The organism is Pseudoduganella chitinolytica (assembly GCF_029028125.1).
Classification (GTDB): Bacteria; Pseudomonadota; Gammaproteobacteria; order Burkholderiales; family Burkholderiaceae_D; genus Rugamonas; species Rugamonas chitinolytica.
This window is the reverse complement of sequence record NZ_CP119083.1, coordinates 5,367,653-5,391,169: the sequence shown is the minus strand read 5'-3', so window position 1 is coordinate 5,391,169 and position 23,517 is coordinate 5,367,653. Positions and strand designations below refer to the sequence as shown.

Here is a 23,517-nt window from a genome sequence, read left to right as displayed (position 1 = left end):
CGTTGAACAATGTAAGGAAGACAAAACTTTACATATTTCCGTACCGTAAAGGCAACATCTTGGCTGCTGGCCGCCGATCGCTTATGCTGTCGCGCTTGTTTCCAACCCATACAGAAACGGAATTCGCATGAAATCTCTCCGCGTCACACTGTGCGCCGCCGCGCTGCTGCTGGCATTCGGTCCTGTCCAGGCGACCACGCCGGCCCCGGCCAAGGGTAAGGTCTCGGCCGCCGTCGCGGACGCCGCCGGCAAGCGCTTCCTGCAGCTGGCCGACGAGTACTACGATGCCCTCGCCCGCTTCGAGCCGGTCGCGGCCACGCAGAATGGCGACAACCGTTTCGACGACCGGATCGGCATGGCGATCGCGCCTGCCGAGCAGGCCCGCCAGTACGCTCGCTACCGCCGGTTCCAGCAGCGCCTGAACGCCATCGACCGCCGCGCGCTGGTGCGCAGCGACCAGATCAACTACGACGTGCTGGCCTTCGAATTGAAAACGCTGCTGTCGTTCGAGCCCTATCCGGGCCACCTGCTGCCGATCAGCCAGATGGACAGCTTGCCGATCACGCTGGCCAACTTCGCCGGCGGCGAGGCATCGCAGCCGCTGGGCACGGTCAAGCAGTACGAAGCCTACCTGAACCGCCTGGCGCAGCTGCCGGCATGGATCGACCAGGCCATCGTCAACATGAAGGAAGGCATGCGCCAGGGCGTCACGCATCCCAAGGCGATCATGCAGTCCGCCCTGCCCCAGTTCCAGAAACTGGTCAGCGCCACGCCCGAGCAGAGCATCTATTACACGCCGATCGCCAAGCTGCCGGCCACCTTCTCGCCGGCCGACAAGGCCCGCCTGACGGCGGCCTACCGCAAGACGATCGGCACGAACCTGATGCCGGCGCTGGCGCGCCTGGCCACGTTCCTGGAGCAGCAGTACGTGCCGGCCTGCCGCACGTCGACCGGCCTGGCGGACGTGCCGAACGGTCCCGCCTGGTACAAGGTGCGCGTGGCCGACTCCACCACGACGGACCTGACGCCCGAGCAGATCCACGCGATCGGCCTGAAGGAAGTGGCGCGCATCCAGGGCGAATTCGCCCGGCTGGGTCCCAAGCTGGGTTATGACGGCCCGCCGGCCGGCCTGCCCGTCTGGGTCTCGCAGCAGCCCCGCTTCTTCCCGTTCAAGACGGAAGAGCAGGTGCAGGCGGAATACCACAAGCTGAACGACCTGCTGGACACCAAGCTGCCGGCGATGTTCACCTTGCTGCCGAAAGCCAAGCTGGACCTGCGCCTGGAACCGGAGCTGAGCCGCGACACGGCATCGGACCATTACACGGCCCCGGCCGCCGACGGTTCGCGTCCCGGCGTGTTCTGGTCGGTGGTGACGGACCCAAAGAAATACGGCAGCACGGGCATGACGACGCTGTTCCTGCATGAAGGCAAGCCGGGCCACCACTTCCACATCGCGCTGATGCAGGAGCTGGGCCTGCCGAACTTCCGCAAGTTCGGCGGCAACACGGCATTTACGGAAGGCTGGGCACTGTATGCGGAAACGCTGGGCCGCGAGATGGGCCTGTTCGAGGACCCGGCACAGTACTTCGGCCACCTGAGCGACGAGCTGCTGCGCGCCACCCGCCTGGTCGTCGACACCGGCATGCATGCAAAAGGCTGGACGCGCGAGCAGACCATCCAGTACATGAAGGACACGCTGGGCTATGACGCGGTGGCGAAAAGCGAAACGGAACGCTACATGGCGTGGCCGGGGCAGGCGCTGGCGTACAAGATCGGCGCGCTGAAGATCATGGAACTGCGCCAGCGCGCGCAGGCCGAGCTGGGGAACAAGTTCAGCCTGCCGGCATTCCACGAACAGGTGCTGGGCGACGGCACCCTACCGCTCAGCCTGCTCGAGGCCAAGATCGACCACTGGATCGTGCAGCAGAAGGCGGCCGCGCGCTAAAGGTAGAAGCCGCCCAAGCCCACCATTGCTGTTGCGGCGCCCAGCGACACCAGCGTCAACGCGACCCAGCCGGCAATGCCGCCCAGCAGCGCCGGCCACCACCTGCGGCGGCGGTAGTCGTCGCCCGTGGTGGCCCGCACGTAGCGGCAGTGTTCGCGTGCGGGAAAGCCCACCCACGTCGCCGTCAGCGCGACGGTGGCAACGAGAGGCAAATGCCGCGCGTACCTCTCGAACAGCGCGGCCATCACCCCCGCCAGCAGGATCGCGAGGATGACGAGCCAGCCCCAGCGGCGGGCGGCGACGGCCTTGTCGGGTCGCCCCAGCGCATGCCAGTTCGCCGCATGCAGCCAGGCCCCGAATGCCGGTGAAAACAACAGGCTCCAGCCGGCGGCGGCCCAAGGGTTCCACAATTTGCACCTGTCCTGCTTCATGGTATCTCCGAAGTGGAGTAATCTTCAGTGTACCCTGCAAGCCGGCCACGAAGTTGCCCGTAAACAACTCAGGCGACCGGGACCGATCATTTCATTGCATAGCGCTTGATGCGCTTGATGACCAGTTCCGGTAAGGCTGTGATCTGCTTGGCATGGTTGGCGAAAACGAGCTGCTGGCGGCCGACCGAGACAGGCACGCCGTTGGCATAGAAGCGGAATTCCAGCCAGAAGGAGCAACGCTTGACGTCGTACGCATTGACTTCGCACGAGATTTCCTGGAACGGGAAGGTCTCGACCAGGTAGTCCTGCTGCGCATGCTTGGTGATGAACACGCCTTCCTGCTGCAGCATGTCGCGCGAGATGCATTCGTAGAACCATTTCTCGCGGCAGATGCCTTGCCATTCGAAATAGCGGGCGAAGTAGGTATTCCCGTAGGCATTCGAATCTTTCAGGTAGATCGACAGCTGGTGGTGGAACGTCAATTCGGCGCTGGTGCTGGCATTGTGGCTTGCGGTGTTGCTGGCATCGTTCGCTACGTTGGCGTGCATGAACATGAATTGCTCCCTAGGATTGGTAGCCGTCCGGCTCTGGGGTCCGGTGGCGTACGGCATCAGTTGCCGAACACCTCTACTTTTTTCCTAAATGCATGTGGCACTTTTGATTTAACGCAACTCCGGGTTGAGTAGGGCCAACATCGCAGGGACATCGCCACTTTCCGTTGTTAAGATCGCTTGCCTGCTTCGGTTTCGTTACTCTGGCGAGAGGATTGCATGTATTCCATTCTGCCGGGCCTGGTGTCGTTGCTCTTCATTGGCTACGGTGCCTATGTGCTCAATTCGCGCGGTGTGAGCCGCATCAGCATGACCTTTTTCCTGGTCTGCTTCACGACGTTCAGCTGGCAGGCCGCCTGGGCGGTGCTGTTCCAGGTGGACGATCCCGCGCTGGCACTGGACATCGCCCGGCTGGGCTACCTGCCCATCCTGTTCCTGCCCACCACGCTGTACCACTTCATCACGGAGCTGACGGGCCATCGCAGCGAGAAGCCCCTGGTGTATGGCAGCTACGCGCTGGCCGGGGCGCTGGCCGTGATGATCGCGACCACCGACTGGTTCATCGCCGGCATGCACACTTTCTTCTTCGGCCATTATCCGCAGGCCGGCTGGCTGCATCCGCTGCACCTGGTACAGACGGTCGTTGTCGTCACGCGCGGCCTGTACCTGCTGTACCGCCGCCAGCAGGTCGCGGTATCAACGGAAAAGGCCCGGCTGCGTTATTGCCTCGTCAGTATCCTCATCTATTTCGGGGCCGTCGTGGATTACCTGTGCAACTACGGCGTGGAGCTCTATCCGCCGGGTGTGATCTTCATCGCCACCAGCCTCGGCCTGATTGCCCAGGCCATGGTGCGGCACAACCTGCTGGCCGACCCCATCGCCACGGCTGCCAGCATCGCGCACGAGGTGCGCACGCCGCTGGCCACGATCCGCAGCCAGTCGCGGGTGCTGGCGCGCAGCCTGCCCGAGCTGATTGCCGGCTACAAGCGCTCCGAGGCCCCGGGATTGAACGCGCAGCAACTGGAATACCTGGGCGAGATCGCCCAGCACATCGAGGCCGAAGTGTCACGCTCGAATTTTATTGTCGATATGTTGCTGGCGTCGGCCCGCGCCGGCTCACTGCAGCGCGACGGCTTTGCCGTCCATTCCGTCAAGCGCTGCGTGGACGAAGCGCTGGCCTGCTATCCGTTCTCGGAACGGGAACGCGAACGCGTCAGCGTATCGATCCGCGACGATTTCCGCTTCTTCGGTTCCGATACGCTGCTGGTCTACGTGCTGTACAACCTGCTGAAAAACGCGCTGCAGGCCGTCAAGGGCGCAGGACGGGGCACGGTGCTGGTCGAATGCCATACGGGGACGGGACAGAACGAACTCGTCGTGACCGACACGGGCCTGGGTATCGCGGCGGACGTGCTGCCCCACGTCTTCGACCCGTTCTATACCACGCGGCACTCGGGCGGCGGTACCGGTATGGGGCTGGCGTTCTGTCACAAGGTCATCACCGCGTTTGGCGGAACGATCGGCTGCGAATCGGTACAGGGATCGTTTACCCGCTTTACCGTGGGTTTCCCCACGAACCTACCATCGCAGGCGGCCGACCAGCATATCGCGGAACATTACCCAGTCCCCCATCAGGCTAAATAAGGGATACGTGAACGTGGCGGGCCGGTTATGTTCGAAGAAATAATGCCCGACCCACGCAAATCCATAACCCAGCACGGGCAGCAGCCAAAGCAGCTCCCAGCGGCGTGTGGCTAGCGCGATGACCAGCACCAGCAGCACCAATGTCGAGCCGACGAAATGCAGGCGGCGGCATACCGGGTTGGCATGCTCGGCCAGGTAATAGGGATAGAATTCCCGGAACGTCCTAAAGCGCTTCTCCATCGGCTGCCCCTTTGACGATATCGTCCAGATCGGTTTCGTCGCCCAACACGAATATCTTACGCTCGTTCAGCACGTTCAGGATGAAGCCCTGCTTTTCGCGCAGGCGGCGCTGGAAGTCCGGCAGCGAATACAGGTTCGGATTGATCTTGCGGCGCAGCAGCCGCTCCGCCACCGGCAGACGGCTCAGTAATTCGCCGTACGTCGTATTTTCTCCGATCAGCAATAATTCGATCGCGTCCGAGGATGCTTCCTGTTCCTTCGCCGTTTTACCGTACACGAAGGCCACGTTGAGCGACTTGCGCATCGGCGCCAAGGCGGAATTCAGGACGCTGACCAGGCCGAAGGTTTTCTTGACGATGCTCGTCAATTCCTCGTACACGAGATTTTGCTTGTTCGGCCGGAACTGGCGCACATTGCCGATACGCTCGGAAACGATCAACCCTGCTTCGTGCAGCCGCTTCAATTCGCGCTGGGCAGATGCACTGCCCAATCCCGTCAGCCGCATGATCTCGTTGAGGTGGAATCCCTCGTTGACGCGTACGAACAATAGGCCCAGCAGTTTTTGCTGGGCGGGAGTAAACAAGGCCGAGGCAATCATGACCAGATACTAGCATGAAGGCGCTGGAACCTGGCACGACCCACGGTACCGTCACCGCGCTACAATATCCGATTGCTAACTCTCCAGGTGACCCCATGCAGCGTACCCTCGCACTGCTTCTCTCCCTCGGCCTTGGCGCGACCGTCCCATTGACCAGCGCGGCACCGGCGAAGGTGCCGGCGGTGGCGCAGGCCGCCGCGGTCGACCGCAAGGCCTATGCCATCCCGCACCAGAAATTTGTCCTGAAAAATGGCCTGACCTTGATCGTGCACGAGGACCACAGCGTGCCGCTGGTGGGCGTGAATATCTGGTACCACGTGGGGTCGCGCAACGAGAAACGCGGCAAGACCGGTTTCGCGCACCTGTTCGAACATTTCTTCTTCAATGGTTCGGAAAACTATCCGCATGGTTTCCGCGAAGCCATGGACGACCTGGGCGCGAATAACCGCAACGGCACCACCAATAACGACCGTACCAATTTCTACGAGGACGTACCCACGTCGGCATTGGAACGCACGCTGTACCTGGAAGCGGATCGCATGGGATTCCTGGGCAATTATATTTCCAAGGACATGCTGGAACGGGAACGGGGCGTTGTCCAGAACGAAAAGCGGCAAGGCGAGAACCAGCCGTATGGCCGGGTGCACCTGGAGAAAGCGGCCAAGATGTATCCGTATTCGCACCCGTATTCGTGGCCCGTGATCGGCAGCATGGAAGACCTGAATGCGGCATCGCTGGACGATATCCGCGAGTGGTACCGCACCTATTACGGCCCGAATAATGCCGTGATCTCGCTGGCCGGCGACATCACGCCCGAACAGGCGCTGGCGCTCGTCCAAAAATACTTCGAATCGATTCCGCCCGGCCCACCATTGCCGCGCATGGCCAGCTGGATTCCGCAACTGGAGCGCAATCTGCGCGACGAAATGGAAGACCAGGTGCCGCAGGTGCGGATTTACCGCAGCTATCACCTGCCCGGCTGGCGCGATGCGGACATGACCCGGCTGGGCATGCTGACGGACGTGCTGGCAAACTCGAAGAACGCCCGGCTGAACCGGCGCCTGATCGATGACAAGCGCCTGGCCACGGCGGTCGCGGCCGGCGTGGATGCGAGCGAGCTGTCCAGCACCTTCGATGTCGTTGTCACGGTGCGGCCCGGCGTGGACCCGGCCGCGGCGGAACGCGAGCTCGATGCCGTGCTGGACGAGCTGCTCGACAAGGGACCGACAGCGGCGGAAGTGGCGCGGGTGCGCACGATGACCCTGGCCAACTTTGCCCGCGGCATCGAGCGCCTGGGCGGCCGCGCCGACGTGCTGGCCGAGAGCATGACCTACGGCGGCCGGCCGGATGCCTACCTGGACCAGCTCGACATCGTTGCCGCTGCCAAGCCTGCCGAGCTGAAGGCGGCGGGCACCAGATGGCTGCGCGCGCACCACTACACGATGACGGTGCGACCATTTGCCAAGCTGGCGGCGGCCAGCAGCACGGTGGACCGCAAGGTGCTGCCGGGCCTGGGCGACGCACCGAACGTCCAGTTCCCCGCCATGCAGCACGCCACCCTGGCCAACGGGCTGAAGGTCGTCCTGCTGGAGCGGCACGGCGCGCCCATCGTCAACGTGGCGCTCGCTGTCGATGCCGGCGTGGCTGCCGATACGCCCGCGCAGGCCGGGCTGGCATCGCTGGCGCTGGAGCTGCTGGACAAGGGCACGGCGAAGCGCGACGCCTACCAGATGTCGGACGCGCTGGAATCGCAGGGCGCCCGGCTGACGACGGCGACCGGCGCCGACCTGTCGCTGGTGCGGCTGCACGCGACGTCGGCCAACCTGGCGCCGTCGCTGGCGCTGCTGGCCGAAGCGGCGCTGCAGCCCGCCTTCCCGCAGGACCAGTTCACCCTGTACCAGCAGCGCCGCCTGGCCCAGATCGCCCAGGAGAAGGCGCAGCCCACGGCGCTGGCGCAGCGTGTACTGCCGGGGCTGCTGTACGGCCCGGCGAACGGCTACGGCCGCCCGTCGTCCGGCTTCGAGGAGTCGGTGCGCACGCTGACGCGTGACGACCTCGTCAAGTGGCATGGCGACTGGTTCAAGCCGGCCAGCACGACCGTGATCGTCACCGGCGACACGACGATGGCGAAGGTCAAGCCGATGCTGGAAGCGGCATTCGGCAAATGGCAGGGCGGCCGCGCGCCCGCCAAGGCGACGGCCGCCGCCACGCCGGCGCCGCGCAAGATCTACCTGCTCGACAAGCCGGACGCATCGCAATCGACGATCGTCGCCGCCCACCTGGCGCTGCCGCAGGGACAACCGGAAGACCTGGCGATGGAGCCGGTCATGCAGAACTTCGGCGGCATGGCCACGTCGCGCCTGAACCGCAATCTGCGCCTGGACAAGCACTGGAGCTACGGCACCAGCGGGCGCCTGTCCAATGTGCGAGGCCAGCGCAGCTTCGTTGTCATCGCGCCCGTGCAGACGGACAAGACCACGGAAGCGATGGCCGAGGTACGCAAGGAAATCCGCGCCATCGCGGGCGAACGACCGATCAAGGGCGAGGAGTTCACCAGCATCATGCGCAACATGACGTCGCGCCTGGCGGGCCGTTTCGAAACCATCAACGCGCTGGAAGCGGCCGCGCTGGAGACCGTGAACCTGGGCCTGCCGGACGATTACTGGGCGCGCTACGCGAGCAACGTCCGCAGCCTGACCGAGCCGCAACTGGCCGCGGCGGCCGGCAAGTTCATTCAGCCCGACAGCCTGGTGTGGATCGTCATCGGCGACCTGCGCAAGGTCGAGCCGCGCATCCGCGCACTGGGCTGGGGCGACGTGACGGTGCTCGACAGCGACGGCAAACCAGTGCGCTGAGGAGCTGCGATGACAAACTATCGTGGCAGCTGCCACTGCAACGCGGTGCGCTTCGAGGCGGATTTCGAGCTGGCCGACGGCACCGTACGCTGCAACTGTTCCATCTGCAGCAAGACGCGCTGGTGGGGCGCCATGATCGCGCCCGCCCAGGTCCGTCTGCTGGCGGGCGACGACGCACTGACGCAATATACGTTCGCTTCGCACCAGCAGCGGCACCAGTTCTGCCGCCACTGCGGCGTGCGGATGTTCGAGTTCGGCCGTTCGCCGCTGCGGGGCGACTTCGTCGCACTCAACGTCATGGCGCTGGATGGCGTGCCGGATGAGGTGCTGGCCGCGGTGCCGATCCGGTATCTCGACGGACGCGACGAGCGGTGGCTCGACGCGCCGGCCGTGACGGCGCATCTCTAACCACCGGCGCTCGCAGGCTTGGGGTCTGTCCCTGAGCCTTCCCCACAAATTTCTGTTGTAAACGGAAGCGGAAGCTGTTAACTTTCAATCCCAAAAACGGCGCATGCATGGCTGTGTTAGCCCTTTTATTCGTAGCGACCAAACTGCGAATGAAAGGCACAGACCATGCATGCACAGCAAATCATACAGAAGTTTTTGGCCGATCAGTGCTCCGCGATGCACGCCAAACGGCGGAGATGTTTGGCCGATGCTGTCGAAGCGGCCCGCAGCGGCGGGCTGGCAATGATGGGAATGAGCAAGGCGCTAGAAAGTGAAGTAAGCCTACGCTATCGGATCAAGCGCATCGACCGCCTTCTAAGTAACGCTCACTTGGCCAAGGAGCGGGTAAGCATCTTCAAGGCCTTGGCGCACCACGTCCTGCCGCATCAGGAGCGCATTGCAGTGATCGTCGATTGGTCTGATTTGCTGCCGGATGTAAGTCAGCATTTGCTGCGCGCCGCCGTGGTAGTGGAGGGCCGTGCGATCACGATTTATGAGGAGCTGCATCCGACCAAGTCGTATGGCAGCAGACAAGTCCATCATCGTTTCCTGGAGACTCTACGGACGGTACTGCCTCCACACCGCAGTCCAGTGATCATCACCGACGCGGGCTTTCGGGGGACTTGGTTCCAGATGCTCGGCGAGCTCGGCTACGATTGGATCGGTAGAATTCGTAATCTCGACACGGTTCGCGCAGAAGGCACCACGAAGTGGCAGCCTTGCAAAGAGCTTTACCCTCACGCCACTAAGGTCCCACGCGATTTGGGACGGTTCGAACATACCCAATCGCGCTTGGTGAAATGCCGTCTGACTTTGGTGAAGAAGTCGCCCCAAGGACGAAAGAAATTGACCGTCTTCGGCAATGACGCCGGCAGCCATCACAGCAACAAACAGCGTAAGGGACAATCCGAACCCTGACTGTTGTCCGTCTCACCAGGGCTATCGAAGCTGCGTGCAAAACAGATCGTCGCCTTATACAGCTGTCGCATGCAAATCGAACAGACTTTCCGCGACCTCAAAAACCCGCGGTGGGGGATGGGGATTCGCCACAGTCAAACACGCCAACCCAAGCGTCTCGCCGCATTACTTCTTATCGGGACCTTGCTCAGCTTCGCCCTATGGATCATCGGCATCGTTGCGCAAAGTCGGGGCTATCGTATGCGCTACGGCAGCAAACCCAAATCCGCGAAAACTGTGTCGATCGTTTCCTTAGCTCGCCAATGGCTCGCCGACGTCAGGTATCGAAGGCTGACGCACAGCCAGCTCCGCGAAGCTATGCAGGAGCTGGCTAGTCTAGTACTCATCTATTAAAAATGAGGGGAAGGCTCAGGGTCTGTCCCTCCGGGACTGACCCCGGTTTTCATCCACGCCAGCAGCGTCCCACTCCGATTTTCCCTACGGCGTCCTGACGACCGCCACACTTTAGTTCCCCCTTCTTTGCGAAATATCAAAGGTGCGGCAAAAAGTCGGACTAGCCTGAATGAGCGAGCCCGTGCACTCGCACGGCCGCACACACTGGGGGACATATGGAAGAGACTAAAAACCGCGGTTCGGAGAAACTGCTGGCGGCATGGAAGGGTCGCGCACTGACGGATGAGTCGGTACGCGAAATCGCCGACGCATTGGCGCAATCGGGCGGCACGGTGGAGCGGGCAGCCATCGTGGGCGGTGCCGACGGCAACGGCGCGCGCGTCAGCCTCAGCTACAGTGGCGACGACACGCCCATCTGCGGCAACGACATCGCATTCTGGGTGAAATGGCACCTGCGCCATGGCGGCACGCCGCGTCCGCCGAAGATCATCATCGACGGGATTCCGTTCCCGGACATCATCCGGATGGAGCTCGATTTCGGCAACGTGCAGCCGCTGGAAGGACCGCTCGAGCTGCCGTCAACGGGCTGGGGTATCGGTGTTTAGCGACAACCCCACCGGCGGCATGCCGGTGTTGCAGCTCCACCCATCACGGCGCTGCAACCTGGCATGCCTGCATTGCTATTCGTCGTCCGGCCCGGACATACGGCAGGAACTGCCGATCGAGATGCTGATCGACTGCCTCGACGACGCCTACGCGGCAGGCTACCGCCAGCTTGCCGTCTCCGGCGGCGAGCCGCTGATGTACCGCGACCTGCCCGCCCTGCTGGCGCGGGCGCGTCAGCTCGGCATGGTCACGACGATGACCACCAACGGCATGCTGGCCACAGCACGCCGCTGGGAATCCGTCGCACCCCTGCTCGACTTCGTGGCCATTTCCATCGACGGCAAGCCGGCCGAGCACGACGCGATCCGCGGCCAGCGCGGCGCCTTCGACAAGACGGTCAAGAACCTTGCCGTGATCCGGGCATCGGGTGTCCCCTTCGGTACCATCTTCACGCTGACGCAGCACAATGTCGACAGCCTGGAATTCGTCGTCCGCCTCGCCGCCCAAGCCGGTGCACGCGCCGTCCAAGCGCATCCGCTGACAATGGACGGCCGCGCCATCGCGGCCTTGCCGCAATCCAGCCCGGACGCGCTGGAACTCATCGTCGCACTGGTCGAGGCGGAGCGGCTGGGCGCGGAACTCGGCGTGACGGTGCATGTCGATGCGGTCACCAGCGGGCAATTGCTGCAGTACCGGTCGAGGTTCGTTCCCGCGCGCCCCGTGACCACTTTGGTCGACGTCGCGCCGATCCTCGTCGTCCAGGCCGATGGCGCGGTGGTGCCGCTGACCCATGGCATGGATGCAAGCTTCATCCTCGGCTCGCTCGGCGAAGCGCGCCTGGAACGCCTGGCGCACCAATGGCTCGCCGGTCCCCGACCCGACGAGCTGGCGCAGCTGTGCGACCGGACGTGGCGCGACTTGACCGATACGACGGAACAGGCTGCGCCACTACCCGCCATCTATTGGTACGAGGAAGTCGCCCGCGCCAGCCGAGCCATGCCGGCCGGGCTGCCGGTGGCCTGGCTCGGTGCAAACGTGCCGTTCGCTCCGCAAGGGTCTGTCCCTGCATAGGGACTGACCCTGAAGTCCGGAAGGAATTTGCTGGACCGCTGCTGAACTCGGGCTCAGCCTGCCGGGGAAGCCTCTAGTCGTGCGAAACTTTGCAGGTGACGGGGATATTCAGCTCGACATAGGATATACACAACACAACGGCCTAAGCTCTGGAAAAAGGACCTCGATAAATGATCGTGAACAACGCAAGCGCACGTCCTCTACGTACTGAAGAGCACTCATTCCTGTACGCTCTACTTCGCCATGTAAGCTATGACGAGCATGCGATTCGACAATTGGCGCAAGCTCAGGTGAGTGACCTGAACGACGGAGGGATGGGAAGCGTTCGCTTTTTGGGTGACGAACACCGTAGGCAGGGCGCGTGCCTGGCGGAGGCCGAGTACACCGATTGCGACGGGGTCCCGGTGAGTATTGCTCTTAACGTGGACGAAGATGGGCGGCTTTATGAACTCGACATGTGGAAGGTCGATTTTGCTCCACTTCGCGAGTACCCTACTTTTAATGAGTGCGTGATGATCAAGGGGCAATCCGAGATCTGATAGTCCAATCCTACGCACGCAAAGTTTGGGCCTATTATCCGCATCATAAAACCGGAAAGTATTGTAGTGAAGCCCGATATCTCGATCTAGACTTGCCTTGGAACTGTATGTTCTGCGGCAACGAAGCCAGTTCGCCATCGGCAAGAAGTTTAGCGGTCCAGTTTTCGGTAACCGCTGCTCCTCAACTCTAGTACTCAGCAGTCCAAGCCAACTCCCTGAGCTGCATCGCAGCTCGTCCGGCATGCCGTTAGGATCGTTGTGGAAGTGCGGCCACTGCCGGCCATCTACTTGGACAAGGAGGTGACCGGTCGAGCCGGGCTATGCCGGCTTGAGGTGTACTGTCAATAACGGACACGCTTGTCTTAAGCCGCCTGCTGTTCGCTGAAGGATTCGGCGAACAGCGCTGGCGGAACAAAGCCGATGCGGGAATGGCGCCGCTGTCGGTTGTAGAAAATTTCGATGTATTCCTGAATCGAGGCCTTTGCCTCAGCACGGGTGGCATAGCGGCGATGATGGACAAGCTCGTTCTTCAGCGTGCCCCAGAAGCTCTCCATTGGCGCGTTGTCATAGCAGTTCCCGCGGCGCGACATCGAGGCGCGCATGCCGAACTGCGCCACCAGCTCCTGGTAGGCATGGGCGCAGTATTGGCTTCCACGATCTGAATGATGGATCAGCCCTGGTGCCGGCCGTTTGTAGCTCACAGCGCGCCACAGCGCCTGCGTCGTCAGATCTTGCGTCATGCGTTCGCCCATCGCGTAGCCGACGATCTCGCAGGTAAAGACGTCCTTCACGCCGGCCAGGTACAGCCAGCCTTCGGCAGTCGGAATATAGGTGATATCCGTCACCCATACTTCGTCAGGCCGGCGCGGTGCGAACCGCTGTTCCAGCAGGTTTTCAGCAACGGGCAAGTTGTGATTCGAATTCGTCGTTGCGATGAACTTGCGCCGCTGTTTGCAGCGCAGATTGAGCTCCTGGCGCAATCGTCGAACCCGATCGCGGCCGACCTCGTGTCCCTGCGCAGCGAGCTCTCGCTTTATCCGTGGCACTCCGTAAGTCTCGCGGGTCTGCCGATGCACTGCCGAAATCAATACTTTCAGCCGCTCGTCGTCCTGCTTGCGTGTCGACGGCTTCGCCCGCAGCCAGTCGTAGTAGCCGCTGCGCGAGACGTCCAATACTTGGCACATCAGCTTCACAGGATAGTCAGGGAAATTGAGTCGCATCGTCTTTATCCACGCGTACTTGGCAGCGACTCGCGCGCAAAGTACGCCGCCGCTTTTTTTACGATATCCCGCTCCATTTCTGCTTGCGCCAGCTGCTTGCGCAGCTGTGCGTTCTCCGCCTCCAGCTCGGCCACGGAGCGGCTTCCAGGTGCTGTTGTTGCAGCCGGCCCGCGTTTGGCTGCTGCTACCCAATTGGCCAGCGTCCCTTTTGGAATGCTGACACGTGCCGCCGCCTGCTCAATGGACAGGCCCTGCGCCAGTACCAGCTTGACAGCTTCTTCCTTGAGTTCGGGGGTGTACGTCTTCTTCAATGTCTTCATAAAGGCTCCTGTTGGCGAACTTTACCAAACAAGAGTGTCCGAAAAAATCAGAGTACCTCACAGGTGACCGGAGCCGTAGTGCAGGCGGTTGATCGTGCGGCCGTCCGGCAGAGTCGTGGCGCAGCGGTTGCCCAGTTCGTCGTAGCGGTGGCGCAGCGTGCCCAGGTGGCCCGTTTCTGACCGCAGTTCGCCGCGCTTGCTGTAGCTGAACAGTAGCTTGTCGTGGACGGTGCGACGCTGGCCGTCGTCGCTGAAGATTTCCGCCTGCAGCAACTGGCCGAGTTGGTCGTAGCGGTACAGCGTGCTGCGTCCGCGTGCGTGTTTCATGGCCAGCCGCCCCAGCGCGTCGCGCTCCAAGTGCAGCGTGAGGGCTTCCACGGTGTCCGCGGCATCGATGACCTTGACCGGCAGGCCGCGGGCGTCATGCTCGATACGCTTGACGGTGCCGTCCAGGCCGATTTCCTCGATGAGGTTGTCGTTGTGGTCGTACGTGAAGCGGTAGGCCTCGCCGTTCTCGTTGGTGAGGCGGACCAGCCGCTGGGCGCTGTCGTAGGCGAATTCGGCCGCCCGGTGGTCCCGACCGACCGCACGAAGCCCTTGATAGATTATCAATTCTCTATAGAACGTTCATACCACTGTTTTATTCGTTTCTCATACTTAGCCGCATGAGGCATACGAACACATCTGATATATGCAGCCACATCGCCAGGCCTTTCGCTTAGCAGACTCCATTCAACTAGGTAAGGCAAAAGAAAATTCCGATAAAGTGGGAGTTCTTCTACCACGGCTACTTTCTCATCATCTCCGGGTTTTTCATTTTTAGGAAATTCACCATCCAAAGAGTCAGTTAATGACCCGTACCATTTAAGCTTGACGAACTCTGCAAGTTGCGGTTGAGACACCTCCACTACCTTAGCTAGCGTCTCTAAAGTGATTTGGGCGCACGCTATCTTTTTAAGATCATGAGAATATAGAATTTCAGGAAACTCTTCGCTTAGTGCCCGGCCTACCAACTCCCGCGCATAATGCAGAAGTTTTTGGTACGATTCTGACTGATAGAGATTATACAGATCACTTCTCCAGTTTCGTCATAGCGCAGATGGCGCTCGACGCCGTCTGGACGGACCTCGCGCAGGAGACGGTCGCCCGCGTCATATTCAAACCGATAGCGCGTTGCCGCATCTGTCGCCAGTTCGGTCAGCCTGCCCCGCTCGTCATAACGATAATGCAGCCGTTTGCCTGCTCGATCGATGGTTTCCAGCACCTGTCCACGCGAGTTGCGCTGCCAGCGATGGCCCGGCTGCTGCGCAAGATGCTGGGCAACAAGCAGGCCTGCAGCACCGTAAGCGTACCGTTCGACCTGGCCGTCCGGCAGGGTCACTGCGACAGGTTCCCCCGTTGCCAAACGGTCGATGCGAGTGGTATGGCCCAAGCCATCGGTAACGGCCGAAAGATAGCCTGCGGCGTCGTAATCGTAGCTTGTCGTCTTGCCGGAGCAGTCCGTGTACGCGCTGATTTGACCGTAGCGGTTCCACGTCATCGTCTGGCGCCCGCCCCGGGCGTCAATGCGCGCCTGCGGGAGTGGGTTCATGCCCTCGGCATATTCGTATCGCTCCACGCGGTCCAGGGGGTCGGTCGTTTGCAGCAGCCGGCCCAGGTAGTCGTATTCGGCCCGCCAGCGTGCGCCGCCTGGCAACGTCAGCTGCCTGATCCTTATGCTGTTGGCGTCGTAGCTGGTTTCGGTGCGCCGGCCCAAGGGGTCTGTTTCACCGATGATGCGTCCGGCCTCGTCGTATTCGAACGCGATCCTGCGTTCGCCTGGCAGTTCGATGGTGGTCGGGTTTCCTGCCGGGCTGTAGGCCATGCGATAGGTGCCGCCATCGAGATCGGTGCACTCGACGATCTGCCGATGCGCGTCATAGACCCAGTGTGCCATGCGCCCCAATTCATCGCGCACCCAGGTCTGGCGATTGGCGAAGTCGTAGCTGAACTCGGCCCGCTCGCCTTCGCTGGACCAGCATGCGGTAACACGTCGCTGATCGTTCTCTGGACCCAGCCGCAAATCCTAGCTGGTCGGCGACGCAGCGGTGCATGAGTTGGCGGCTAGGGTAACCAGTCATCATTGTCGTCTTCGTCTATAGCGCCGCCGAACGCTAATACAGTACCTCCGGGTCACCATCGATCTACTCGGCCGGCGTGGTGCGTCGTCGCCGATCAACGGCGCGCGGTCGCCCTCCGTATGCTCGAAACAATTGACGAGGGCGGCGATGGCAGTCCGCTAAATCTGTCTTAGTTGCCCACCGCGCGCGCTCTGTGATTTTCACCATAAGGTTACAAGCAGAACCACTTCTCAGTTATATCGATATCATTCCGGCAAACTGTTGAATGGATTGTACCGATAGGATTCATCAAGTGGCAAAAATGCAACTCCCTTCAGATTATTTCTTATAGACAATAGCCGAAACGCATCACTGCACACGAGCTCAAATATATCCACGCAGAAAAATAGATTCGGCGTATCCATATCTAGAGGTATGAACTTCGATATACTACTGTAGATCGGAGTTCCGAACACACCATTTATAAGGGTTCCACCAAGCTCCGGATCCACCTCCTCCTGAAAATCTGAGTTAAGGCGATCAAGTAGGGATAAATTACATTTTGGCAGAAAAAAGAAATAGTCCTTCTTTGCTTTATCGCCATTAGGCAACTCGATTCGTAGCGGTATAGCGCGGTGTGGGACATTTAACTCGTTACAGACTTTTAAAAACTCGGCGGATACGTAACGCTGATCGCCGCTATCCATATCAAAATCAATATCCGTAATCTCACCATCGGTGATTCGAAGGGCATATTTTTTTTCTACAACGACCTCGTCTGGGTGTGCTACAAAAAGGTCCCATTCGGGTTCGCTGCTCAATTCCGCGGCCATGTAGGTGGGACATCCGGGGTCGGAATCTGTATATTTCAGGATATAAAGAGATTTTTTACTCATAGGAGTCTGCCAGTAATAGAGTCGGTGATGAATGTTCCACTTTCAAGCCCTTCACGAGCTAGGTTCTGTATCCGTTGGATGCCTAATACTAATTGCGTGTCACTGAGGCTACCGACCGAGAATCGGCGGTTGAGATCTTGAACTTCCAACCGTATCGCTTCTGTATACTTGCGATGGTTCGACCAGTGTCCGGGCAGACCTGTCTGCTTCGCTAACGTTTCGCTCCCTGGCAAGAAAATACCATTCGATGCTTTATCGCCGTGGAAGCCCATACTTTTCAGCTTCGCGAACATGCGGCTGAATCGAGCATCCTTGAGGATCTCTTCTGGGATGAGATGATGATTCGCCATCCCATCCCCCGTCCGCGCCCCCATGTTCTCGCCTAGCACGGTGGAACACCACCCCAACGGATCGGCCATGCTGGTAGGGTTCTCGGCGTAGGCATAGACGTTCTCCCCGCCCAGCAACCCAATCGGATCCTGACTAATATACCGCCCCACATCCGGATCATAGTACCGGAACGTGTTGTAATGCAGCCCGGTACTCTGGTCGGCATACTGCCCCGGATAGCGCAGCGGCTGGTCGATGCGTGCCATTGGGGCCGTGTCCTCGTCCCAGTCCACCTTGCCCCATGCCGAGTATTTGCCGGCCCACGCCAATTCACCGGCTTCGTCGGTTACCTCCAGCGGCGTGCCGATGGCGTCGGTGTGGAAATGGTAGACCCTCGAGGAGTTCTTCGCCGTCTCGATTGCCGCTGTCGCGATGGCGCTGCCGATGTACGCGTCCACGCGGGCAAGCGGCGTGTACTGTTCGTCAGGGCTGTAGACGTAGTTGCTGACGCCGCTCTCCCGGACTTCTTGCACCATGCGCAGGCCTTGCCAGACGAAGCGTTTTCGTTCGATGTAGCCAGTGCCCGACGCCGGCTGATGGGTGGTGCTGGTGGCGATACGGCGGCCGATTGCGTCGTAGTCGAAACGCGTTTCGACCGACCCGGCAAGGTCTTCGCTGATTACCGCCAGCAGGCGGTCCTCCGCATCGAAGGACATGCGCTGGGTGCTATGGGCTCCCTTGCGCTTTTCGCTGACGTTGCCCCATGGGTCGTAGGTAAAGCGGATGTCCTGCCAGACTTTCAGGCGGTTGCCCTCGACCAAGCCCTGGCTTGTCCCGCTGGCGCGCTCGAGCAGATTGCCTGCCGCGTCCCACGCAAAACGCTCCTGCGACATGTCCGCGGTGCGCGTCTGGCGCAGCAGATGGCCGGCTGGATCGTAGTCGAAGGTAATATCGCCGCGGACGCTGTCGAGTTGCTCGGCCAACTCGCCCTGCAGCGTATAGCGGTAGCTGCGCCAGAACCTGCCTTGACCGGGCCCGACCGGGTCCGCCGGCATGGCCGCGGACTGCCAACTGCGCCGTCCCAGCAGGTCATAGCCGGTGCGGTGCGCCAGCCGCCCCTGCGAGCGCAGCACCTCGCGGTGCAGGTCGTCGCGCTCGATATCGCTCACGATATGGCCACCCGCCTGAATCTGATGAACGTGACCGGACCCGTACATCAGCATGTCCAGCCGTTGGCCGTACGGCAGGTCGAGGGTCGTGAGATTGTCCAGCTCGTCGAGCGTGTAGGCGACTGTGCCTTCGGTACCATGCTCGGCAATGAGGCGCCCGGCGATGTCGTAATCGAACAGGATGCGGCTGGCCGCGACACCCATGTTTGCGCCTGAGTCTGTCGGTACCCGCTCGGCGCTGACGAGGCGATCGGCATCATTCCATTCGTAGTTGCCGATAGACGTGTCGGTGAGTTGCCTCAGCAGGCGGCCCATCTTGTCGCGGCTGAACGATGTGACTCGTCGGGCCCGTTCAGTTGTCGGGCTGGCTGGTGCGCCCAGTTTGATCAGTTCCGCCAATTCTCCGGTTTCGTCATAGCGCAGATGGCGCTCGACGCCGTCTGGACGAACCTCGCGCAGGAGACGGTCGCCTGCATCATATTCAAACCGATAGCGCGTTGCGGCATCTGTCGCCAGTTCGGTCAGCCTACCGCGCTCGTCATAACGATAATGCAGCCGTTTGCCAGCTGGATCGATGGCTTCCAGTACCTGGCCTCGCGCATTGCGCTGCCAGCGATGGCCCGGCTGCTGCGCAAGATGCTGGGCAACAAGCAGGCCTGCAGCATCGTAAGCGTACCGTTCGACCTGGCCGTCCGGCAGGGTCACTGCGACAGGTTCCCCCGTTGCCAGACGGTCGATGCGAGTGGTATGACCCAAGGCATCGGTAACGGCCGAAAGATAGCCTGCGGCGTCGTAATCGTAGCTTGTCGTCTTGCCGGAGCAGTCCGTGTACGCGCTGATTTGACCGTAGCGGTTCCACGTCATCGTCTGGCGCCCGCCCCGGGCATCGATGCGTGCCTGCGGGAGCGGGTTCATGCCCTCGGCATATTCGTACCGCTCCACGCGGTCCAGCGGGTCGGTCGTTTGCAACAGCCGGCCCAGGTAGTCATATTCGGCCCGCCAGCGTGCGCCGCCCGGCAAAGTGAGCTGCCTGATCCTTATGCTGTTGGCGTCGTAGCTGGTTTCAGTGCGCCGGTCCAAGGGGTCTATTTCACCGATGATGCGTCCGGCCTCGTCGTATTCGAACGCGATCCTGCGTTCGCCTGGCAGTTCGATGGTGGCCGGGTTTCCTGCCGGGCTGTAGGCCATGCGATAGGTGCCACCATCGAGATCGGTGCACTCGACGATCTGCCGATGCGCGTCATAGAGCCAGTGTGCCGTGCGCCCCAATTCATCGCGCACCCAGGTCTGGCGATTGGCGAAGTCGTAGCTGAACTCGGCCCGCTCGCCTTCGCTGGACCAGCATGCCGTGACGCGCAACTGTCCGTCGATTTCGGCCCAGTCGTAATGCGAGATGAATCCCAACGCATTGGTATGGCTCGTCATCACCCCCTGGTCGTAGGTAAAGCGTCTGGCGATGTGTCCGTTCGCATCTTTTACGGCAATGAGCTGGCCCCGTGCATCGTACTCGTAACCCACAAGTAGACCGAGCGGTTGGTCGATTCGTTCGATGTTGAGCAGACGGGTGACCGCTCCGTCGCTATAGGTCAGCCGCAGGCGCTGGCCGTAGCTGGTGTGGATCGTCCGGACGCGACTGCTCGCATCGCGATAATAGACGTGCCATTGACCGGTCCGATCCTCAAAGCGCTGTAACCACCCGATCTCACCGGATTCCACATCGATGTAGCCGAAGTCGTAGTAGTTCTCATTGAGGTCGTACATGAGGTAGCGGCCGTCCTCAGTGCACGCAAGATAGCGCTGCTCTTCCTCGCTGTACAGGGTATGACCGGGCGGGATGAGCGGAAAGCCGGTCTCGCGGCCCTGGGCATCGCTCAGCCAGAGCTGGCCATCGCGCTGCTGCAGCCGCAAGTCCCAGGGCAGCACCCAGCCGACGCCCAAGGTGCTCTCAAAACTCAGGTCGCTGGCGTAAAAGCGCGACAGCACCACAGGCATTGGGCCCGGCACGACAAAATCGGTTTCGTCCTGCGCGAGCAGCACTTTGCGTCCCGTCGAGACATCGACCGGCTTCCCGAACAGTCCCCCCATGACGCGGCTGACAACCGGGGCCGCGACATAGCGCCCAACCGCCTCGCCGATCATGAAGCCGCCGATGAATTTCGCCGCGCACGGCAGCACGGCGCGAGAAAGTCCCCCAGCGGCTTTCACCAACCCGGCCAGCCCACCCGCCAAGCCGGCCAATGCGAAAGCCCAATCTACCGTAGTGCGCAGCCAGGCTGGCACTTCGTCGGCCACCGGCAGATACGTTTCCGTGCCGCCGCCGATAAAGACATTGTTCGACCCGGCGTCGATTTTTGCGCCGCAAGTAATGGCATCGCTTTTGCGCGCGGCGGGCAGACCGTTGATGAAAACCGTGGCGGAGCCTTGCGCGACCAGTGGAACTGGATTGTGCTTGCTGCAGACCGTCGTGCTGACGGTCGCATATGCCGCCGCAAGGCGATTGGTGAAGACATTTGGCGAACCGGTGCTGATCGCTCCGGAGGGAGATGAGAACATTCTCCCTATCGCCTCACCCAATCCGAGAATCGCGGCGGCGCCCACACCGGCCAGCAAGCCAGCCAGCAGGGCGACACCAAAGCCACAGGTGAACGTCGCAAAGGCCACTGTCGCGACCAGTGCGACACCAATCAGCGCACCAACCAGGAAGCCGCCGAGGGCACTGGTGTGGGCAATCGGGTCGGTGAGGCGGGCCGCTTCGAACATGACCGGTCGCTCCTTTAGACAGTGCCAGCCGGGCCGTTCGGCGCCGGCATGAAGCTGTCGAGCCATTCACGCCATAACGCCTCGAACTGCGCGTCGAACGCACGTGGTGTCGCTGCGGTGAATACCAGCACCCTACCAGGTGCGATTTCAAACGCACCCTGGCGTTGGCGGACGATGGTCGCGCCAGTTTTGTACTGCGCGTCGATGCGTTCGCCCGCCAACCGTGCTTCGGCCGGCCCAAGTTTTTCCGGCTCCCGGGCCAGCAGCCGATGTCCCGGCATTCGAGTTTTGAGGATTCCCAATTGGCGATCGACGTAGAGTTCGAGGGATTCCCCCGCGGCGAACCAGTCTCGCGCGATGCTCAGATTGGGTTGGCTCTGCGGCTGTGCGGGGACGAACATGTTCGTCGTGCGGTCTGCAAAGCCGGCCGGCAGCAGCACGCTGCCTTCGTGCAGGCCGATACGGTTCGGCAGGATGGGCGTGGTCGATTGGTCGTTCATGTCATGGATTCAGGAAGATGTTGCCGGCCGTGAGAACAATTTCCTCCGGCGTCATCGTGATGGAGCTGCCGCCAACCACCAGGGTGATTTTGTGCGGCGAGGTCACGGTGATTTCGCCATCCGTCGAAGTGATCGTGACGTCGCCCTTGATCGTGCTGTCCTGGCGGCCTTCGGTGACGTCGAGCGTCATGTTGCGCTTGATGACTTCCGTATGCGTGCCGCCCACCGTGTGGCTAACGTTGCCGCCGATGCCGATGGTGTGATTGGCGCCTACCTGGAGGGTACGGTTGCCGCCGACACCCTTCGTCTCATCATTCTTGACCACCGTATCCAGATTGCGCTCGGCCTGCATCCACAACTGCTCCGAACCCTTCTTGTCCTCGAACCGCAGCGCGTTGGCGTTGTCCACGCCGCCGCCCGGCGTGGAGCGCGACATCAGCCCTGTTTGCGTCTTGTTGGCCGGCAGCGACCATGCAGGCATCGTGTCGACGTTCGGGATCATGCCCGTGATGATGGGGCGGTCCGGATTGCCGTCCATGAACGAGACGATCACTTCGGTGCCGATGCGCGGGATCGACGTCATGCCGAAATTGGCGCCGGCCCACGGCGTGGCGACGCGGATCCAGGCCGAGCTGCGTTCGTCGTTCTGGCCTTCGCGGTCCCAGTGGAACTGCACGCGCACGCGGCCGTATTCGTCCGTATGGATTTCCTCGCCCTTCGGCCCGACCACGGTGGCCGTCTGGATGCCGTAGATCTTTGTTTCGGTGCAGTTGAAGCTGCGCCCAGGACGCCACGGGATCAGGCGGCGCAGGCAGCTGATGCGATTCTCGTAGTGCGGCGTGCTGCCGCGCACCTGGTAGTTGTTGGTGGCCTTATGCGTCGTCTCGATGACGAGGAACTCGCTGGCTTCCGCGCCGGCAGCGTCGTCGAAGTGGCCGGTCAGGCGGAACCAGCGGCCCGGCATCATCTGGCGGCAGTTGCCCGCGCCTTCGAACTGCTTGCCGCGCGCTTCGATTTCCTGCATGCGCAGGCGGGCCAGCGCGTCGCCGTCGGCCAGGTCCTTGAAGCCGAACGCGCCCGTGTACTCGTACGATTCGATGACGGGCACGTCGCCCTGCTGGTTCAGCGTCGGCAGCGACAGCACGGCCGGGCGGCCGCTCTTGAAGTCGTAGCTCGTCAATGCGACGCTGCCGTGCACGAGTTGGCGGCTGGGGGACCAGTCGCCGATGCCGTCTTCCTCGATCGCACCGCCATGACGCTGGTATGGAACTTCAGGGTCGCCGTCGACCGGTTCAGCCGCCGTGGTGCCGTCGCTGATCACCAGCTTGTGGCCCGCCTCCGTGTGTTCGAACCAGTAGACCAGGCCTGCGGCCGCCCAGCGGCGCGCCAGGTAGTTGGCGTCGGTCTCGTCGAACTGGCAGGCGTCCGTCATCGGTTTTGGCGGCGTTGCCACGCGCCAGTCCCAGTCCGGCAGCGCGCCGTAGTCGCTGAAGATGCTGGCAGTCTGGTCGTACAGGCTGGCTTCGTGGAACAGATAGTTGTCCTTGCGCAGGCTGAGGTAGTTCAGCCACGGCCCCACCTTCGCCTCGTAGTAAGCCAGGCCGCCGTCGACCTTCTTCAGGCTGAAGCGGAACACGCGGCCGGTGAAATAGCGCAGCGTGCCGTCCTTGCGCACGAGCTGGACGCTGAGCATCTTGCCCTGCAGGTCCTTCAGGTGGATATGGGCGTCGTCGGACAGCAGTTCGAGCGTGTAGTCGAAGGGCCGGGACAGCCCCTCGACCGCGTCGAGACTGTTGACGAGCAACTCGGCATCGGGGCCATCGCTGTTCGGGAACGACAGCCGCAGGAGGCGGTTGTGCTGACGGTCGGCAAGAAGTTTCTGCAAGCCCTGGATGGCATCAGGCATAGGCTTTTCCGCTGGGGGATCGGTACTCGACAGCTTTCTATTATAGTCGCGCTGATCGAAAGCGTTATGTTATTTGTAA

21 protein-coding genes are annotated in these 23,517 nt (G+C 61.6%); 9 read left to right on the top strand and 12 right to left on the bottom strand.

All coding sequences use genetic code 11. From position 1 onward, the window contains the following. Nucleotides 1–127: 127 nt before the first annotated feature. On the top strand, nucleotides 128–1,945 hold the full coding sequence (locus tag PX653_RS24020) for a DUF885 domain-containing protein (RefSeq protein WP_277415190.1): 1,818 nt from the start codon (nucleotides 128–130) through the stop codon (nucleotides 1,943–1,945). Here PX653_RS24020 and PX653_RS24015 read toward each other — a convergent pair. Continuing rightward, on the bottom strand, nucleotides 1,942–2,376 hold the full coding sequence (locus PX653_RS24015) for a hypothetical protein (RefSeq protein WP_277415189.1): 435 nt from the start codon (nucleotides 2,374–2,376) through the stop codon (nucleotides 1,942–1,944). The genes PX653_RS24020 and PX653_RS24015 overlap by 4 nt on opposite strands. Nucleotides 2,377–2,462: 86 nt before the next feature. Continuing rightward, nucleotides 2,463–2,930 carry an acyl-CoA thioesterase gene (locus PX653_RS24010; RefSeq protein ID WP_277415188.1) on the bottom strand — a complete coding sequence of 156 codons (468 nt, stop codon included), beginning with the start codon at nucleotides 2,928–2,930 and terminating at the stop codon, nucleotides 2,463–2,465. A gap of 216 nt (nucleotides 2,931–3,146) precedes the next feature. Between PX653_RS24010 and PX653_RS24005 the strand changes: the two genes are divergently transcribed. Beyond that, complete coding sequence (locus PX653_RS24005) at nucleotides 3,147–4,571, top strand: sensor histidine kinase (RefSeq protein WP_277415187.1); 1,425 nt, start codon at nucleotides 3,147–3,149, stop codon at nucleotides 4,569–4,571. Here PX653_RS24005 and PX653_RS24000 read toward each other — a convergent pair. Then, on the bottom strand, nucleotides 4,506–4,811 hold the full coding sequence (locus PX653_RS24000; RefSeq protein ID WP_277415186.1) for an Mpo1-like protein: 306 nt from the start codon (nucleotides 4,809–4,811) through the stop codon (nucleotides 4,506–4,508). The genes PX653_RS24005 and PX653_RS24000 overlap by 66 nt on opposite strands. Beyond that, nucleotides 4,795–5,409 carry a winged helix-turn-helix domain-containing protein gene (locus PX653_RS23995; protein WP_277415185.1) on the bottom strand — a complete coding sequence of 205 codons (615 nt, stop codon included), beginning with the start codon at nucleotides 5,407–5,409 and terminating at the stop codon, nucleotides 4,795–4,797. Before PX653_RS23995 ends, PX653_RS24000 begins: the two co-directional genes overlap by 17 nt. A gap of 95 nt (nucleotides 5,410–5,504) precedes the next feature. On the opposite strand from PX653_RS23995, the gene PX653_RS23990 reads away from it, so the two are divergent. From PX653_RS23990 to PX653_RS23960, 7 genes are all read left to right on the top strand, one after another. Continuing rightward, a complete protein-coding gene (locus tag PX653_RS23990; protein ID WP_277415184.1) occupies nucleotides 5,505–8,264 on the top strand; it encodes a M16 family metallopeptidase in 2,760 nt (919 codons plus the stop codon). Nucleotides 8,265–8,273: 9 nt separating this feature from the next. After that, a complete protein-coding gene (locus tag PX653_RS23985) occupies nucleotides 8,274–8,672 on the top strand; it encodes a GFA family protein (RefSeq protein WP_277415183.1) in 399 nt (132 codons plus the stop codon). A gap of 165 nt (nucleotides 8,673–8,837) precedes the next feature. Continuing rightward, nucleotides 8,838–9,629, top strand: a complete 792-nt coding sequence (locus tag PX653_RS23980) for an IS4 family transposase (protein WP_277415182.1) — start codon at nucleotides 8,838–8,840, stop codon at nucleotides 9,627–9,629. A gap of 3 nt (nucleotides 9,630–9,632) precedes the next feature. After that, nucleotides 9,633–10,022 carry a transposase gene (locus PX653_RS23975; RefSeq protein ID WP_277415181.1) on the top strand — a complete coding sequence of 130 codons (390 nt, stop codon included), beginning with the start codon at nucleotides 9,633–9,635 and terminating at the stop codon, nucleotides 10,020–10,022. 215 nt (nucleotides 10,023–10,237) lie between these two features. Next, complete coding sequence (locus PX653_RS23970) at nucleotides 10,238–10,627, top strand: hypothetical protein (protein ID WP_277415180.1); 390 nt, start codon at nucleotides 10,238–10,240, stop codon at nucleotides 10,625–10,627. After that, nucleotides 10,620–11,699 carry a radical SAM/SPASM domain-containing protein gene (locus tag PX653_RS23965; protein ID WP_277415179.1) on the top strand — a complete coding sequence of 360 codons (1,080 nt, stop codon included), beginning with the start codon at nucleotides 10,620–10,622 and terminating at the stop codon, nucleotides 11,697–11,699. Before PX653_RS23970 ends, PX653_RS23965 begins: the two co-directional genes overlap by 8 nt. A 170-nt stretch (nucleotides 11,700–11,869) precedes the next feature. Then, nucleotides 11,870–12,238, top strand: a complete 369-nt coding sequence (locus PX653_RS23960) for a DUF6984 family protein (protein WP_277415178.1) — start codon at nucleotides 11,870–11,872, stop codon at nucleotides 12,236–12,238. Nucleotides 12,239–12,600: 362 nt separating this feature from the next. Here PX653_RS23960 and PX653_RS23955 read toward each other — a convergent pair. The 8 genes from PX653_RS23955 to PX653_RS23920 all read right to left on the bottom strand — a co-directional run bounded on the left by PX653_RS23955 (nucleotide 12,601) and on the right by PX653_RS23920 (nucleotide 23,438). Further along, nucleotides 12,601–13,778 (bottom strand): IS3 family transposase gene (locus PX653_RS23955; protein WP_371876380.1). Its coding sequence is split into 2 segments (ribosomal slippage): nucleotides 12,601–13,520 and nucleotides 13,520–13,778, totalling 1,179 coding nucleotides; the frame shifts between segments, so codons are not numbered across the junction. Between the two features lie 57 nt (nucleotides 13,779–13,835). After that, nucleotides 13,836–14,390 carry a hypothetical protein gene (locus PX653_RS23950; RefSeq protein WP_277415176.1) on the bottom strand — a complete coding sequence of 185 codons (555 nt, stop codon included), beginning with the start codon at nucleotides 14,388–14,390 and terminating at the stop codon, nucleotides 13,836–13,838. Further along, entirely contained in the window at nucleotides 14,387–14,680 is a 294-nt protein-coding gene (locus PX653_RS23945; protein WP_277415175.1) for a hypothetical protein, read from the bottom strand. Before PX653_RS23945 ends, PX653_RS23950 begins: the two co-directional genes overlap by 4 nt. Before the next feature lie 104 nt (nucleotides 14,681–14,784). Continuing rightward, the gene (locus PX653_RS23940) at nucleotides 14,785–15,840 is read right to left on the bottom strand and encodes an RHS repeat domain-containing protein (RefSeq protein ID WP_277415174.1); all 1,056 of its coding nucleotides are present in this window, start codon (nucleotides 15,838–15,840) and stop codon (nucleotides 14,785–14,787) included. Nucleotides 15,841–16,143: 303 nt separating this feature from the next. After that, entirely contained in the window at nucleotides 16,144–16,773 is a 630-nt protein-coding gene (locus PX653_RS23935; protein WP_277415173.1) for a hypothetical protein, read from the bottom strand. Further along, complete coding sequence (locus PX653_RS23930; protein WP_277415172.1) at nucleotides 16,770–21,032, bottom strand: RHS repeat-associated core domain-containing protein; 4,263 nt, start codon at nucleotides 21,030–21,032, stop codon at nucleotides 16,770–16,772. The genes PX653_RS23935 and PX653_RS23930 overlap by 4 nt, the downstream gene beginning before the upstream one ends. Nucleotides 21,033–21,046: 14 nt before the next feature. After that, entirely contained in the window at nucleotides 21,047–21,532 is a 486-nt protein-coding gene (locus PX653_RS23925) for a DcrB-related protein (RefSeq protein WP_277415171.1), read from the bottom strand. A 1-nt stretch (nucleotide 21,533) separates the two neighbouring features. Beyond that, nucleotides 21,534–23,438, bottom strand: a complete 1,905-nt coding sequence (locus tag PX653_RS23920; protein WP_277415170.1) for a type VI secretion system Vgr family protein — start codon at nucleotides 23,436–23,438, stop codon at nucleotides 21,534–21,536. Nucleotides 23,439–23,517: the final 79 nt, after the last annotated feature.